The organism is Cupriavidus pauculus, from assembly GCF_008801835.1.
Lineage (GTDB): Bacteria > Pseudomonadota > Gammaproteobacteria > Burkholderiales > Burkholderiaceae > Cupriavidus > Cupriavidus pauculus.
Window position 1 is genome coordinate 92,900 of sequence record NZ_VZOW01000010.1, and the last position, 12,611, is coordinate 105,510.

Below are 12,611 nucleotides of genomic sequence, written 5' to 3' on the forward strand. Positions count from 1 at the left end.
AACCTCATGCTAGCCAAACGTATCATCCCCTGCCTGGACGTGACCAACGGGCGGGTGGTCAAGGGCGTCAATTTCGTCGAGCTGCGCGATGCGGGCGATCCCGTGGAGATCGCGCGTCGTTATGATGAGCAGGGCGCCGATGAAATCACATTCCTGGACATCACCGCTACCAGCGACGGTCGCGACCTGATCCTCCATATCATCGAATCCGTTGCCTCGCAGGTGTTCATTCCGCTGACGGTTGGCGGCGGCGTGCGCGCCGTCGAGGACGTGCGGCGGCTGCTCAATGCCGGCGCCGACAAGATCAGCGTCAATTCGTCGGCCATCGCCAATCCGCAACTGGTGTCGGACGCCACCGGCAAGTATGGCTCCCAGTGCATCGTCGTGGCGATCGACGCCAAGCGCAGTTCGGCGCCGGGCGAGCCGCCGCGCTGGGAAGTGTTCACCCATGGCGGCCGCAAGGCGACCGGCCTGGACGCCGTCGAATGGGCGCGCGAAATGGCGCGGCGCGGCGCGGGGGAAATCCTGCTCACCAGCATGGACCGGGACGGCACGAAAAGCGGCTTCGACCTGGAGCTGACGCGCGCTGTCAGCGATGCCGTGCCGGTGCCGGTCATTGCATCGGGCGGCGTAGGGGGCTTGCAGGATCTGGCCGATGGCATTCGCCTGGGGCATGCCGATGCGGTCCTGGCCGCGAGCATTTTCCACTACGGCCAGCACACGGTTGGCGAAGCAAAGGCATTCATGGCCCGCGAGGGCATACCCGTCCGGATGTGATCATGGCAAAGAAGTGGTTGAACAAGGTGAAGTGGGACGATAACGGTCTGGTGCCGGTGATCGTCCAGGAGACGGGCTCGAACGATGTGCTGATGTTTGCGTTCATGAACCGCGAGGCGCTGCAGCGCACCGTGGAGCTGGGCGAGGCCGTGTTCTGGTCCCGCTCGCGCAAACGGCTGTGGCACAAGGGCGAAGAATCCGGCCACGTGCAAAAGGTGCATGAAATCCGCCTGGATTGCGACGAAGACGTTGTACTGCTCAAGGTCACGCAGGTCGACAGCATCGCCTGCCATACCGGCCGGCATTCGTGCTTTTTCCAGAAGTTCGAAGGCGATGTGGAATCGGGCGACTGGCAGACGGTCGAGCCGGTGCTCAAGGACCCGTCGACGATCTACGCCGCAAAATCATGACGCAGCAAACATCCCAGGCCGACCTGGCCGACGTGCTGGCGCGCGTCGCTGCGACACTGGAGTCGCGCAAGCCCGAAAATGGCGGCGATCCGGAAACGTCATATGTCGCCAAGCTGTTCAAGAAAGGCGACGACGCCATCCTCAAGAAGATCGGCGAGGAAGCCACCGAGACCGTGATGGCCGCCAAGGATGCCCGCGCGGCAAACCTTGACGGGCAGGCGGTGGGCAAAGTTGTGTACGAGGTGGCCGACCTGTGGTTTCACACCATGATCTTGCTGGCCCGCTTTGGCCTTTCGCCGGCAGATGTCGTCAACGAACTGGCGCGCCGCGAGGGAATGTCTGGCTTGGCAGAGAAGGCTGGCCGCAAGGAGTAGCATTACGCATGCCGCCCGGAACTGGTCCGGGCACGGCGCAACGCTGGAGGGCACGATGGCGACGGACTACACCTCGCAAGTTACGACGACTGCGGACAGCGACAAGCTCGATGGGCTGCGCAAGCTCACCCACATCCTCTATGCGCTCTACGCGATTCACTGGGTTACGGGCGGTATCACGGCGCTGATCGCAATCATCGTCAACTATGTGAAGCGGGACGATACGCGCGGCACGTTGTATGCGTCGCATTTTGCTTGGCAGATCCGTACCTTCTGGTGGTCGATCCTGTGGTTTGCGGTGGGCGGTTGCATGTTCTTGACGGTGTTGCTTTTCCCGGTCGCGATCGGCCTGTGGAGCGTGTTGTCACTTTGGATGCTGTATCGTATCGTCAAGGGTTGGCTCTATCTGAACGACCGCAAGCCGATGTATCCGGGCGAGCAATTCTGAGACGAGCGGGAATTCCGTGCGCGGTAATGCCGGGTGGTGCGCCACGCAAGTACGAACGCACCGACACGCTGCAACAAAAACTTCATGAAATCCCAGGACAATTGCATCTTCTGCAAGATCGTGGCCGGCCAGATCCCGTCCAACAAGCTGTATGAGGACGACGAGCTGCTGGCTTTTCACGACATTCATCCCAAAGCGCCGGTACACTTTCTGGTTATTCCGAAATCGCATGTCGATTCGCTGGCAGACTGCAGCGCCGGCGACGCGGATGTGCTTGCTAGAATGATGCTCAAGGTGCCAGAACTGGCGCGCCTTGCCGGCTGCAACAATGGCTTCCGGACGGTGATCAACACCGGCACGGACGGCGGACAGGAAGTGTTCCACCTCCATTTGCATGTACTCGGCGGTCCGCGCGATCAGTGGAAATCACCGGCGTTCTGAGAATTTTTGCAGGACAGCCAGGGCATGAGTCAGGTCGGGCCAGAAAAATGGCCCTGCCGGTTGTTGCGTCGGCCACCGTCGCCCGCCGCAACTTTCGATGGACGGAACTACGGGGCCGGGCGGTAAGTTTCCGACGCCCGCGGCTTTATCAGGAGCAAGAAATGGGTTCGTTAAGCATTTGGCACTGGCTGATCGTGCTGGTGATCGTCATGCTCGTCTTCGGTACCAAGAAGCTGCGCAATATCGGCCAGGATCTGGGCGGCGCGGTGAAAGGCTTCAAGGACGGCATGAAGGAAGGCAACGCCGAAGAAGCGGGCGGTCAGGCCGCACCGGCCAAGGAACTGCGCGATTCCACCACGATCGACGTCGAAGCCAAGGAGAAGTCCCGTCAGCAATAAGCTGTCGGCGACTTTTGGCTTGTCAGTCATCCTCCCGGCGGCCGCGCATGACGCGGCTTGCCTGCCCCGTTTCCCTGTTCCGATGTCCGCATGATCGATCTCGGCATTTCCAAGCTGGCACTGATCGGCGCCGTTGCGCTGATCGTGATCGGCCCTGAGCGTTTGCCGAAAGTTGCGCGTACGGTTGGCGCACTGGTCGGCCGCGCGCAGCGCTATATCAACGATGTGAAGGCCGAAGTGAGCCGCGAGGTGGAACTTGAAGAACTGCGCAAGATGCGCACCGAATTCGAGACCGCCGCGCGCGATGTGGAGCAGACGATCCACAAGGAAGTCAGCGAGCACTCGCAGGCGCTGAACGACGCGCTGGGCGGAACCGACTCGCGCGCGGACGCGGCGGGGTCCAGTGGCACCGACGTCTCGGCCGGATATGTCCCGAGCTGGGATAGCGCGCACAAGACGCGCAACGGGCGCAAGAGCTGGCGCGTGAAACAGGGCGCAAGGCCGATCTGGTTCAAGCGCCAACAGAACACGCGCGTCTGGGTGCAGTCCGGCGCGGCCCGCGTCAAGCGTCATCGCCCGGCCAGCGGCCGTAACCGATCCTTCTTCGAGTAAGCATGTCGGGCACTCCAGATCCTAACGACGAATCCCAGCAGGAAACCTTCATCTCCCATCTGATCGAACTGCGTGAGCGGCTGGTCAAGGCGGTGGCAGGGGTCGTCATCGTCTTTCTCGGCCTGGTTTACTGGGCCGCGGAGATTTTCAAACTGTTCTCGGCGCCGCTTACCCGGTCGCTGCCAAAGAATGGGCGCATGATCGTCACCGATGTCACCGGCTCGTTCTTTGTGCCGATGAAGGTGACGATGCTTGTTGCCTTTTTGATCGCGTTGCCTTGGGTGCTTTACCAGATCTGGCGTTTTGTTGCGCCGGGCCTGTATCAACACGAAAAGAAGCTGATTCTGCCGCTGGTGAGCAGCAGCTATTTCCTTTTCCTCTGCGGCGTGGCGTTCGCATATTTTCTGGTGTTTCCGACGGTGTTCCATTTCATGGCGCACTACAACGCACCGCTCGGCGCCGAGATGTCGACCGACATCGACAAGTACCTGAGCTTTGCAATGACCACCTTCCTGGCCTTCGGCATCACCTTCGAAGTACCGGTGGTGGTTATCGTGCTGGTGAAGTTTGGCGTGGTGGAACTGGAGAAGCTCAAGCAGATCCGCCCGTACGTGATCGTCGGCGCATTTGTGATCGCCGCTGTCGTCACACCGCCTGATGTGATGTCGCAACTGTTGCTGGCTGTACCTTTGATCGCGTTATACGAGCTCGGGTTGCTGATGGCGCGCTTTGTGACAAAACAGCCCCTCCATGCGGCCGCAGAAGGCGAAGCTCAGGCCGATTAAGTTGCATCGGAAGATGTTAACGGCCTGTATCCCGCGGGTCTGAATGTCGGGTTTTGCACCAAAGTAGTGAAAATCCCCCCGATTGCTGTTGCTTCATCACAACAAGATCGGTCGGTAAACCGAGTTTACGGCGAAAAAGACTTCTGACGCGCCGGGGGGGTGACACATAATACGACGCAGACGTGAAGGTTAATGCGTCGCCCAAGCACTTGGGCAACCAAGATTTCCCAATCAGTTGACAAGGAAAGTGTCGATATGAAGATGAAACTGTTTGCAGCTGCCGTTGCCGCTCTGGCCGCCGGCGGTGCCTATGCCCAGTCGAGCGTGACCCTGTACGGTGTGGTTGACGCTGGTGTCGAATACCAAAACCATCAGCCGGGCGTGTCGGGCAGCCACGACGTGGTGCGTCTGAACTCGGGCAACATGTCGGGCAGCCGTTGGGGCCTGCGTGGCGTGGAAGACCTGGGCGGCGGCCTGAAGGGCGTGTTCGTCCTGGAAAGCGGTTTCAGCGTTGACACCGGCGTGTCGGGTCAAAGCAACCGTCTGTTCGGCCGTCAAGCCTTCGTGGGTGTGCAAAGCCAGTTCGGTACCCTGACCCTGGGTCGCCACCAAACGCCGTTCTATGACTTCGGTCTGGCCTTCGACCCGATGGCCATCTCGTCGAACTACTCGATCACGTCGCAAGGCACCGAGTTCCAGTCGCGTGCTGACAACTCGGTCAAGTACATCGGCACGTTCGGTGGCCTGACCACCTCGCTGCTGTACAGCACCGGTGCCAACACTGTTGGTACGGCCAGCGCCTACCAAGGTATCAGCGGCGAAGTTCCGGGTTCGTACAAGACCGGCCGTGAGTACAGCGCCAGCGTGGTTTACAACGGCGGCCCGTTCTCGATCGGCGCAATCTTTGACGAAACGAACCTGGGCAACCCGGCTATCGCTGGTGTTGACTCGACCCGCGCCAAGATCCAACGCGCTTCGCTGGCTGGTACGTACGCTTTCGGTCCGGCCAAGGTCTTCGCTGGCTACCGTTACGCTCACGCCCTGGACAACGCACGTCTGCCGGGCGGTACGCTGGCAAACGGTACGGTTGCTGCCAACGTGTCGAACCTGTACTGGCTGGGTCTGGGTTACCAGCTGACCCCGGCTCTGTCGCTGACCGGCGCAGCTTACTACCAAGACTTCCGCAACACCGGTGCTGATCCGTGGAGCTTCGTGGTGTCGACGGACTACGCTTTCTCGAAGCGTACCGACGCATACTTCAACGTGGCTTACACGAAGAACAAGGATGGTTCGACCCTGGGCCTGTCGGGCACGGGCGCTGCTGGTTCGGGCTTCGGCGCGACCAACGGTTCGGCCAACCAGTTCGGCGCTGTGGTTGGTGTTCGCCACAAGTTCTAATTTGACGCGGGTGTAAGCCCGCTTCAGATTCGGCTTGATGGAAACGCCGGCTTCCGAAAGGATGCCGGCGTTTTCTTTTGTGCGCGGGCTTTTAAGTGTCGGCCTCGCGTGTCGTAGAAGTCGATATCGTGTCCGGCTATCTTCGTGTGAGTCGCCCGAGCCTGTCAGGTCGGCACCATCGGCCGCGTCCGTAGAGCATCAGCTTGCCGAGCTCACCATGCGTCTGGGAAAGGGCCGGCACGCTTGGCGTCACCCGATTGGCACTGAATGGCGCCCCGGCATAGGAAAAAGGGGGGCGCCGATCCACATATGTATCGCGGCCACTGGTGGCCGAGGCAAGCCATTTCGCCATCGGTAGCCAAATCCCCATCGAGGGACCACTTCAGGCTGCGTGTTGACCTTTGCGGACCGCGCCGGAAATCGCCCTGTATGCCCATTCGGTTTGCAGTCCTGCCGCAAATTTGCCGCGGATGCCATCATTCTCGCGCGGCCAAACAAAAAACCCCCGTCATTGCTGACGAGGGTTTGTCATTGGCCGACCTGTCATCGGTCGAGCTACAGTGGCTGTGCAGCCACGATCTTTACTCTTCTTCATCCAGCGGCATCGCGCGCCGCGGTGGCGGCGGGCGCTTGCCGATGGTGACCGCCAGATCGGCCGGCTTGCCTCTGCGGATCACCTTCATCTTGATCTCGGCGCCAGGCTTCAGTTGCGCAATGGCATTGAGCAGTGCTGTCGTATCCGTGATCGGTTGATTGTCGACCGATACCAGCACGTCACCCGGCTTCACTCCTGCCTTGTCGGCAGGCCCACCCTGGACCACGGCGGCAATCAGCGCGCCTTCCTTCGCATCCAAGCCAAACGATTCCGCGATTTCAGGGGTGAGATCCTGTGGCTCCACGCCGATCCAGCCGCGCGTGACGCTACCAGTCGAGATGATCGATTCCATCACCTGCTTTGCGGTCGACACCGGAATCGCGAAACCAATGCCCAGTGATCCCCCGGAACGCGAGTAGATCGCGGTGTTGATGCCCAGCAGATTGCCTTGGGCGTCCACCAGCGCACCACCCGAATTGCCGGGGTTGATCGCCGCATCGGTCTGGATGAAGTTTTCGAACGTGTTGATGCCAAGATGGCTGCGCCCCAGCGCGGAAACAATGCCCATCGTCACGGTTTGTCCAACGCCGAACGGATTGCCGATGGCCAGCACCACGTCGCCAACCTTCACGTTCTCGATGCGACCCAGCGTGATCGCAGGCAGATCCTTGAGCGAAATCTTGAGAACGGCCAGATCGGTCTCCGGGTCGGAGCCCACTACCTTGGCGTTAGCCTTCCGGCCGTCGGTGAGCGCCACCTCGATTTCGTCTGCGCCATCCACGACATGGTGGTTGGTTAGAATGTAACCTTCGGCGCTGACGATCACCCCTGAGCCCAGGCTGGAAACCGGTTCCTGGCGCTCCGGAAGCCGGTCGCCAAAGAAGAACCGGAACCATGGATCCTCAGCCTGCGGATTGGGCGAGCGCTTTGCCCCGTTCTTGCTGGTGAAGATATTGACCACCGCGGGCATGGCCTCCTTGGCGGCGTCGCTATACGACCCCTGCGCAGCCGACCCCGCCACACTTGGCACGACTTCTTTCAGTGCGACGATGGGAGACCCGGATTGCACGGCCACCCGCCCGCGCTGTAGCCACTCGGGTTTGAGCGTAGCCACCACGAACCACACGGCTAGCACAACCGTGACAGCCTGAGCGAAGAACAGCCAAAAGCGGCGCAACATATTGGAGTTTTGAGCAGAAAATGAAAACAAAAGAGCTTGAATTGTACTTGAACGACCTGTTGGAGGTTTCCCGTTTCAAGGACTATTGCCCGAACGGACTCCAAGTGCAAGGCCGCGTGGAAATCGAGCATATCGTCACCGGCGTAACCGCCAGCCTGGCGTTAATCGACGCAGCGATCGATGCGGGGGCCGACGCCATCCTCGTTCACCACGGATATTTCTGGAAAAACGAGGACGCCCGCGTTATCGGACAAAAGCATGCGCGGCTGAAAAAGTTGCTTGCCGCCGATATCAATTTGCTGGCATTTCACCTGCCGCTCGATGCGCACCCCGAACTGGGCAACAACGCCCAGCTTGGCCTACAGCTCGGCATCGCGCCGAACGGCCGCTTTAGCGACGATCAATTGGGATGGACCGGGACGCTGCCCCAGCCGATGCCGTTGAGCGCGTTTGCCGCGCACGTCGGTGGGGTTCTGGATCGCGAGCCGTTGGCGATTGGCGATCCGGACCAGACGGTGCGGTCGATCGCCTGGTGTACGGGCGGCGCGCAGGGATATTTTGCCGCGGCTGTGGCAGCGGGCGTGGACGTATATTTGAGCGGCGAAGTGTCCGAACCGACCACCCACCTGGCGCGCGAGAGCGGCGTGGCGTATATCGCGGCGGGCCATCACGCTACCGAGCGCTATGGCATTCGCGCAGTGGGGGAGCATTTGTCGCAGCGCTTCGGCCTGCGCCACACGTTCATCGATATTCCGAACCCGGTCTGAACCGGGTCCGGGTCTTCGGCGAGAACCGCAAAAATCAGGCGCGCGGCGCCTGCAGGCTGTCGCGGATTTCACGCAGCAGCTTGATGTCCTCTGGCGTTTCCGCCGGCGCGGGGGCTGCCTCGTGTTTGGCCCGCATCTTGTTGAAGCCGCGAACCATCAAGAAGATGATGAAAGCCAGGATGACGAAATTGACCGCGATAGTCAGGAAGTTGCCGTAGGCAAACACCGGTACACCGGCTTTTTTCAGCGCGTCAAGCGTGTGGGGGACATTCGGCGGAGGTTCCGCCAGCGCGATGAACATGTTGGAAAAATCCAATTTGCCTACCACGCGCCCCACCACCGGCATGATCAGGTCATTGACGACCGAATCGACGATCTTCCCAAAAGCCGCGCCGATGATGACACCCACAGCCAGGTCGATCACGTTGCCGCGCATGGCAAAAGTTCGGAACTCGCTCATCATTCCCATAGGCTTTTCTCCAATTTGTTGTTCCAGATTAACGTTTGCGTTCGAGTAAGACTGCATCATCGCAACCTCGAGTGCAAGTCTGGATGCCGCGTTCGAACGCCCCAACACCGATCCCATGACCGATTATCGGCGCGACGGCTATCAGTAGTTCGCCTATCGTCGCCAGATGTGCCTCAGGTATAATTTTTTGTTGACGCAGGATTCAATTGATGACATCCCCTGGGGTTTGGAATGAGTGACCAGCAGAACGTGAAGAACGTGGACAAAGGTCGCCGCAATTGGTTGATCGCGACATCTGTCGCGGGCGGCGTAGGAGGCGTAGCAGTAGCGGTACCGTTTGTTAGTACGTTTGCACCGTCGGAGAAGGCCAAGGCCGCCGGAGCGCCAGTCGAGGCTGATATCGGCGCGCTGAAACCTGGCGAGATGATGACGGTGGAGTGGCGCGGCAAACCGGTCTGGATTCTGCGCCGCACGCCCGAGATGCTGGCTTCGCTCAAGAAAACAGATCCCGAAGTGGCCGATCCAAACTCCGACGTGCCTTTCACGATGAAAACGCCGGAGTACTGCAAGAACGAAACCCGTTCCCGCGCAGACCACAAAGACCTGCTTGTCGTGGTTGGCATCTGTTCCCATCTGGGCTGTTCGCCATCGGGTCCGTTCCCGGCCGGCGCCAATCCCCAGCTCGGCGGCGATCCGGGCTTCCTGTGCCCATGCCATGGTTCCACCTTCGACCTGGCCGGCCGCGTCTTCAAGAACAAGCCTGCCCCGCAGAATCTTGACGTCCCCCCGTACCAGTTCCTGTCCGACACGAAAATCGTGATCGGCAAGGACGAGAAAGGAGAAGCGTGATCATGGCGGCCGAAAAAGAAGTCAAGACTACCGGGCTGCTGGGTTGGATCGACGCCCGCTTCCCCGCGACGCAGCTTTGGGAAGACCATCTCTCCAAGTACTACGCGCCCAAGAATTTCAATTTCTGGTATTTCTTCGGATCGCTTGCGCTGCTGGTGCTGGTGATCCAGATCGTCACCGGCATTTTCCTGGTGATGAACTACAAACCGGACGGCACTCTCAACGCCGCCGGCATTCCGGTGGCCTTCGCGAGCGTGGAATTCATCATGCGCGAAGTGCCCTGGGGCTGGCTGGTGCGCTACATGCATTCCACCGGCGCCTCGGCGTTTTTCGTCGTGGTCTACCTGCACATGTTCCGCGGGCTGCTGTACGGTTCGTATCGCAAGCCGCGTGAGCTGGTGTGGATCTTCGGCTGCCTGATCTTCCTGTGTCTGATGGCCGAAGCCTTCATGGGCTATCTGCTGCCGTGGGGCCAGATGTCGTACTGGGGCGCTCAGGTGATCGTGAACCTGTTCTCGGCGATTCCCGTGATCGGCCAGGACCTGTCGCTGTTCATCCGCGGTGACTACGTGGTCAGCGATGCCACGCTGAACCGCTTCTTCTCGTTCCACGTCATTGCGGTGCCGCTGGTGCTGCTGGGCCTGGTCGTGGCGCACATCATCGCGCTGCATGAAGTCGGTTCGAACAACCCGGACGGCGTCGAAATCAAGGCCAAGAAGGACGAAAACGGCGTTCCGCTCGACGGCATTCCGTTCCACCCGTACTACTCGGTGCACGACCTACTCGGGGTTGGCGGATTCCTGATCATTTTCTCGGCCGTCATCTTCTTCTTCCCCGAAGTGGGCGGGTATTTCCTGGAGGCCAACAACTTCTTCCCGGCCGATCCGCTGAAGACGCCGCCGCACATCGCACCGGTGTGGTACTTCACGCCGTTCTACTCGATGCTGCGCGCCACCACGTCGAACTTCCTGCCGATCCTGTGGTTGTTCTTCGCGGTCGTGCTTGGCATGGTGTTCCTGCGCACGAAGGATGCGCGCGTCCGTATTGGCTCGGTGGCTGTGCTCGTGATCCTGGCCGTGGGCTTCTATTTCATCGACGCCAAGTTCTGGGGCGTGCTGGTGATGGGCGGCTCGGTGATCGTGCTGTTCTTCCTGCCTTGGCTCGACTGCTCGCCGGTCAAGTCGATCCGCTATCGTCCATCGTTCCACAAGTCGATCCTGATCGTCTTCGTGGTGGTGTTCCTGATCCTGGGCTATCTGGGTGTGCAACCGCCGTCGCCGGTTGGCGAGAAGGTATCGCAGCTGGGTACGCTGCTGTACTTTGCCTTCTTCCTGACCATGCCGCTGTGGAGCCGTGCCGGCACGTTCAAGCCGGTGCCGGAGCGTGTCACGTTCCATCCGCACTAAGACGCCGCGCGACCCTACAAGAGGACAAGGACACAAGATGAAAAAGTTGCTTTCGATCTTCGCACTGGTCGGCGCATGCTTTGCCGCGCTGCCCGCGATGGCTTCGGAGGGAGGCTACCCTCTGGAGCCGGCGCCGCTGGATACAAGCGATGTATCCTCGCTGCAGCGTGGCGCCAAGCTGTTCGTCAACTACTGCCTGAACTGCCATGGCGCGTCGATGATGCGCTACAACCGGTTGAAGGACCTCGATCTGACGGACGACCAGATCCGCCAGAACCTGTTGTTCTCGGCCGACAAAGTTGGCGAAACCATGGCGATTGCGCTGCCGCCGAAGGATGCGAAAGCGTTTTTCGGTGCAATTCCGCCAGATTTGTCTGTCATTGCGCGAGCCCGGAGCAATGACTGGCTCTATACGTATCTGCGCACCTTCTATCGCGATGATGTCCGCGCGACGGGCTGGAACAATCTAGTGTTCCCGAGCGTAGGCATGCCGCATGTGCTATGGGAATTGCAAGGACAGCGCGCACCGAAGTACACCGAAGTGGAAGAACACGGCGAAAAGGTGCACAAGTTCGCGGGATGGCAACAACTCACGCCCGGCAAGATGAGCACGCAGGAATACGACCAAGCCGTTGCCGATCTCGTCAATTACCTGAACTGGATGGCCGAGCCTGCCCAAAGTCATCGCAAACGGCTTGGCGTTTGGGTGCTGCTGTTCCTCGGCCTGTTTACGATCTTCGCGTGGCGTCTCAATGCTGCTTACTGGAAGGATGTGAAGTAAGCTTCGCTTAGAAGATTCGGTCGCAGGAGTTGTAACAAATCTGGATGTTGTGGAAAGGGTCGGCGCGGCGGTTGCAGCAGTGCAGCACCGCGCCGGCCCTTTTGCCGTGCGCCACTCCGCGATTGTGACGCGGGACGAGCGGTCAGCAACCCTCCCGCTATTTGTAACTAATTTGCTTTTCGATGGGGCGATCCGGCAGAATGTTTGCCCTGTCCGAACTAGCTTTGCAGAGTTCGTCAAGTTCCTACGAACTGGCGCACTTACCACCCAAGGAATTCAACCATGATGGTGTTGTATTCGGGTACCACTTGCCCGTTTTCCCAGCGTTGCCGCCTCGTCCTTTTTGAAAAAGGGATGGACTTTGAGATTCGCGACGTTGACCTGTTCAACAAGCCGGAAGATATTTCGGTGATGAACCCGTACGGCCAGGTCCCGATTCTCGTTGAACGCGATCTGATCCTGTACGAATCGAACATCATCAACGAGTATATTGACGAGCGTTTTCCGCACCCGCAACTGATGCCGGCCGATCCGGTGCAGCGCGCTCGGGCGCGACTCTTCCTTTTCAACTTTGAAAAGGAACTGTTCACCCATGTGTACGTGCTGGAAAACGAAAAAGGCAAGGCCGCGGAAAAGAATCACGAGCGCGCCCGCGCCGCGATTCGCGACCGCCTGACGCAGCTTGCTCCGATCTTCGTCAAGAACAAGTACATGCTGGGCGAGGAATTTTCGATGCTCGACGTCGCGATCGCTCCGTTGCTGTGGCGTCTCGACCATTACGGCATCGAACTGTCGAAGAATGCGGCTCCCCTGTTGAAGTACGCCGAACGGATCTTTAGCCGCCCGGCCTATATCGAAGCACTGACCCCGTCTGAAAAGGTGATGCGTCGCTAAGACGGATCCGACGCCACCGCAAGCGTA

General features: G+C 59.9%; 16 protein-coding genes. 14 read left to right on the forward strand and 2 right to left on the reverse strand.

The features are described from left to right. The first annotated feature begins 6 nt into the window (after positions 1 to 6). The 9 genes from hisF (at position 7) to F7R19_RS13200 (ending at position 5,643) form a co-directional block, all read left to right on the forward strand. The gene (hisF, locus tag F7R19_RS13160) at positions 7 to 777 is read left to right on the forward strand and encodes an imidazole glycerol phosphate synthase subunit HisF (protein WP_061956445.1); all 771 of its coding nucleotides are present in this window, start codon (positions 7 to 9) and stop codon (positions 775 to 777) included. 2 nt (positions 778 to 779) lie between these two features. Next, complete coding sequence (gene hisI / locus F7R19_RS13165) at positions 780 to 1,187, forward strand: phosphoribosyl-AMP cyclohydrolase (protein ID WP_061956580.1); 408 nt, start codon at positions 780 to 782, stop codon at positions 1,185 to 1,187. Continuing rightward, complete coding sequence (locus F7R19_RS13170; RefSeq protein ID WP_061956443.1) at positions 1,184 to 1,561, forward strand: phosphoribosyl-ATP diphosphatase; 378 nt, start codon at positions 1,184 to 1,186, stop codon at positions 1,559 to 1,561. The genes hisI and F7R19_RS13170 overlap by 4 nt, the downstream gene beginning before the upstream one ends. A gap of 55 nt (positions 1,562 to 1,616) precedes the next feature. Next, positions 1,617 to 2,009: a DUF4870 family protein gene (locus F7R19_RS13175; protein ID WP_061956441.1), complete on the forward strand. Its 393-nt coding sequence runs from the start codon at positions 1,617 to 1,619 to the stop codon at positions 2,007 to 2,009. A gap of 84 nt (positions 2,010 to 2,093) precedes the next feature. Next, a complete protein-coding gene (locus F7R19_RS13180) occupies positions 2,094 to 2,450 on the forward strand; it encodes a histidine triad nucleotide-binding protein (protein ID WP_061956439.1) in 357 nt (118 codons plus the stop codon). 161 nt (positions 2,451 to 2,611) lie between these two features. Further along, positions 2,612 to 2,848 (forward strand): Sec-independent protein translocase subunit TatA, encoded by a 237-nt coding sequence (gene tatA, locus F7R19_RS13185; protein WP_061956437.1) that lies wholly within the window; start codon positions 2,612 to 2,614, stop codon positions 2,846 to 2,848. 90 nt (positions 2,849 to 2,938) lie between these two features. After that, positions 2,939 to 3,460 (forward strand): Sec-independent protein translocase protein TatB, encoded by a 522-nt coding sequence (gene tatB, locus F7R19_RS13190; protein WP_061956435.1) that lies wholly within the window; start codon positions 2,939 to 2,941, stop codon positions 3,458 to 3,460. Positions 3,461 to 3,462: 2 nt separating this feature from the next. After that, a complete protein-coding gene (gene tatC, locus F7R19_RS13195; protein WP_150980927.1) occupies positions 3,463 to 4,245 on the forward strand; it encodes a twin-arginine translocase subunit TatC in 783 nt (260 codons plus the stop codon). 255 nt (positions 4,246 to 4,500) lie between these two features. Next, the gene (locus F7R19_RS13200; RefSeq protein WP_061956431.1) at positions 4,501 to 5,643 is read left to right on the forward strand and encodes a porin; all 1,143 of its coding nucleotides are present in this window, start codon (positions 4,501 to 4,503) and stop codon (positions 5,641 to 5,643) included. A gap of 581 nt (positions 5,644 to 6,224) precedes the next feature. On the opposite strand, the gene F7R19_RS13205 is transcribed toward F7R19_RS13200, so the two are convergent. Further along, complete coding sequence (locus F7R19_RS13205; protein ID WP_061956429.1) at positions 6,225 to 7,418, reverse strand: Do family serine endopeptidase; 1,194 nt, start codon at positions 7,416 to 7,418, stop codon at positions 6,225 to 6,227. 20 nt (positions 7,419 to 7,438) lie between these two features. Between F7R19_RS13205 and F7R19_RS13210 the strand changes: the two genes are divergently transcribed. Beyond that, positions 7,439 to 8,185 carry a Nif3-like dinuclear metal center hexameric protein gene (locus F7R19_RS13210; protein ID WP_150980928.1) on the forward strand — a complete coding sequence of 249 codons (747 nt, stop codon included), beginning with the start codon at positions 7,439 to 7,441 and terminating at the stop codon, positions 8,183 to 8,185. A gap of 34 nt (positions 8,186 to 8,219) precedes the next feature. Here the strand turns inward: F7R19_RS13210 and mscL are convergent, their stop codons facing one another. After that, positions 8,220 to 8,654 carry a large conductance mechanosensitive channel protein MscL gene (gene mscL / locus F7R19_RS13215; protein WP_150980951.1) on the reverse strand — a complete coding sequence of 145 codons (435 nt, stop codon included), beginning with the start codon at positions 8,652 to 8,654 and terminating at the stop codon, positions 8,220 to 8,222. Positions 8,655 to 8,885: 231 nt separating this feature from the next. On the opposite strand from mscL, the gene petA reads away from it, so the two are divergent. The 4 genes from petA (at position 8,886) to F7R19_RS13235 (ending at position 12,584) form a co-directional block, all read left to right on the forward strand. After that, the gene (petA, locus tag F7R19_RS13220) at positions 8,886 to 9,503 is read left to right on the forward strand and encodes a ubiquinol-cytochrome c reductase iron-sulfur subunit (RefSeq protein WP_061956423.1); all 618 of its coding nucleotides are present in this window, start codon (positions 8,886 to 8,888) and stop codon (positions 9,501 to 9,503) included. A 2-nt stretch (positions 9,504 to 9,505) separates the two neighbouring features. Further along, positions 9,506 to 10,909, forward strand: a complete 1,404-nt coding sequence (locus F7R19_RS13225) for a cytochrome b (protein WP_150980929.1) — start codon at positions 9,506 to 9,508, stop codon at positions 10,907 to 10,909. A gap of 37 nt (positions 10,910 to 10,946) precedes the next feature. After that, on the forward strand, positions 10,947 to 11,690 hold the full coding sequence (locus F7R19_RS13230; RefSeq protein ID WP_150980930.1) for a cytochrome c1: 744 nt from the start codon (positions 10,947 to 10,949) through the stop codon (positions 11,688 to 11,690). Between the two features lie 282 nt (positions 11,691 to 11,972). Further along, positions 11,973 to 12,584 carry a glutathione S-transferase N-terminal domain-containing protein gene (locus F7R19_RS13235; protein WP_008643086.1) on the forward strand — a complete coding sequence of 204 codons (612 nt, stop codon included), beginning with the start codon at positions 11,973 to 11,975 and terminating at the stop codon, positions 12,582 to 12,584. Positions 12,585 to 12,611: the final 27 nt, after the last annotated feature.

Bases quoted from the DNA above. Each gene is read 5' to 3' on its own strand.
- mscL (WP_150980951.1), bottom strand. From the start codon at position 8,654: ATGGGAATGATGAGCGAGTTCCGAACTTTTGCCATGCGCGGCAACGTG.
- F7R19_RS13210 (WP_150980928.1), top strand. From the start codon at position 7,439: ATGAAAACAAAAGAGCTTGAATTGTACTTGAACGACCTGTTGGAGGTT.
- F7R19_RS13170 (WP_061956443.1), top strand. From the start codon at position 1,184: ATGACGCAGCAAACATCCCAGGCCGACCTGGCCGACGTGCTGGCGCGC.
- F7R19_RS13205 (WP_061956429.1), bottom strand. From the start codon at position 7,418: ATGTTGCGCCGCTTTTGGCTGTTCTTCGCTCAGGCTGTCACGGTTGTG.
- F7R19_RS13180 (WP_061956439.1), top strand. From the start codon at position 2,094: ATGAAATCCCAGGACAATTGCATCTTCTGCAAGATCGTGGCCGGCCAG.
- F7R19_RS13175 (WP_061956441.1), top strand. From the start codon at position 1,617: ATGGCGACGGACTACACCTCGCAAGTTACGACGACTGCGGACAGCGAC.
- tatC (WP_150980927.1), top strand. From the start codon at position 3,463: ATGTCGGGCACTCCAGATCCTAACGACGAATCCCAGCAGGAAACCTTC.
- F7R19_RS13230 (WP_150980930.1), top strand. From the start codon at position 10,947: ATGAAAAAGTTGCTTTCGATCTTCGCACTGGTCGGCGCATGCTTTGCC.
- petA (WP_061956423.1), top strand. From the start codon at position 8,886: ATGAGTGACCAGCAGAACGTGAAGAACGTGGACAAAGGTCGCCGCAAT.
- F7R19_RS13235 (WP_008643086.1), top strand. From the start codon at position 11,973: ATGATGGTGTTGTATTCGGGTACCACTTGCCCGTTTTCCCAGCGTTGC.
- hisF (WP_061956445.1), top strand. From the start codon at position 7: ATGCTAGCCAAACGTATCATCCCCTGCCTGGACGTGACCAACGGGCGG.
- hisI (WP_061956580.1), top strand. From the start codon at position 780: ATGGCAAAGAAGTGGTTGAACAAGGTGAAGTGGGACGATAACGGTCTG.
- tatB (WP_061956435.1), top strand. From the start codon at position 2,939: ATGATCGATCTCGGCATTTCCAAGCTGGCACTGATCGGCGCCGTTGCG.
- F7R19_RS13225 (WP_150980929.1), top strand. From the start codon at position 9,506: ATGGCGGCCGAAAAAGAAGTCAAGACTACCGGGCTGCTGGGTTGGATC.
- tatA (WP_061956437.1), top strand. From the start codon at position 2,612: ATGGGTTCGTTAAGCATTTGGCACTGGCTGATCGTGCTGGTGATCGTC.
- F7R19_RS13200 (WP_061956431.1), top strand. From the start codon at position 4,501: ATGAAGATGAAACTGTTTGCAGCTGCCGTTGCCGCTCTGGCCGCCGGC.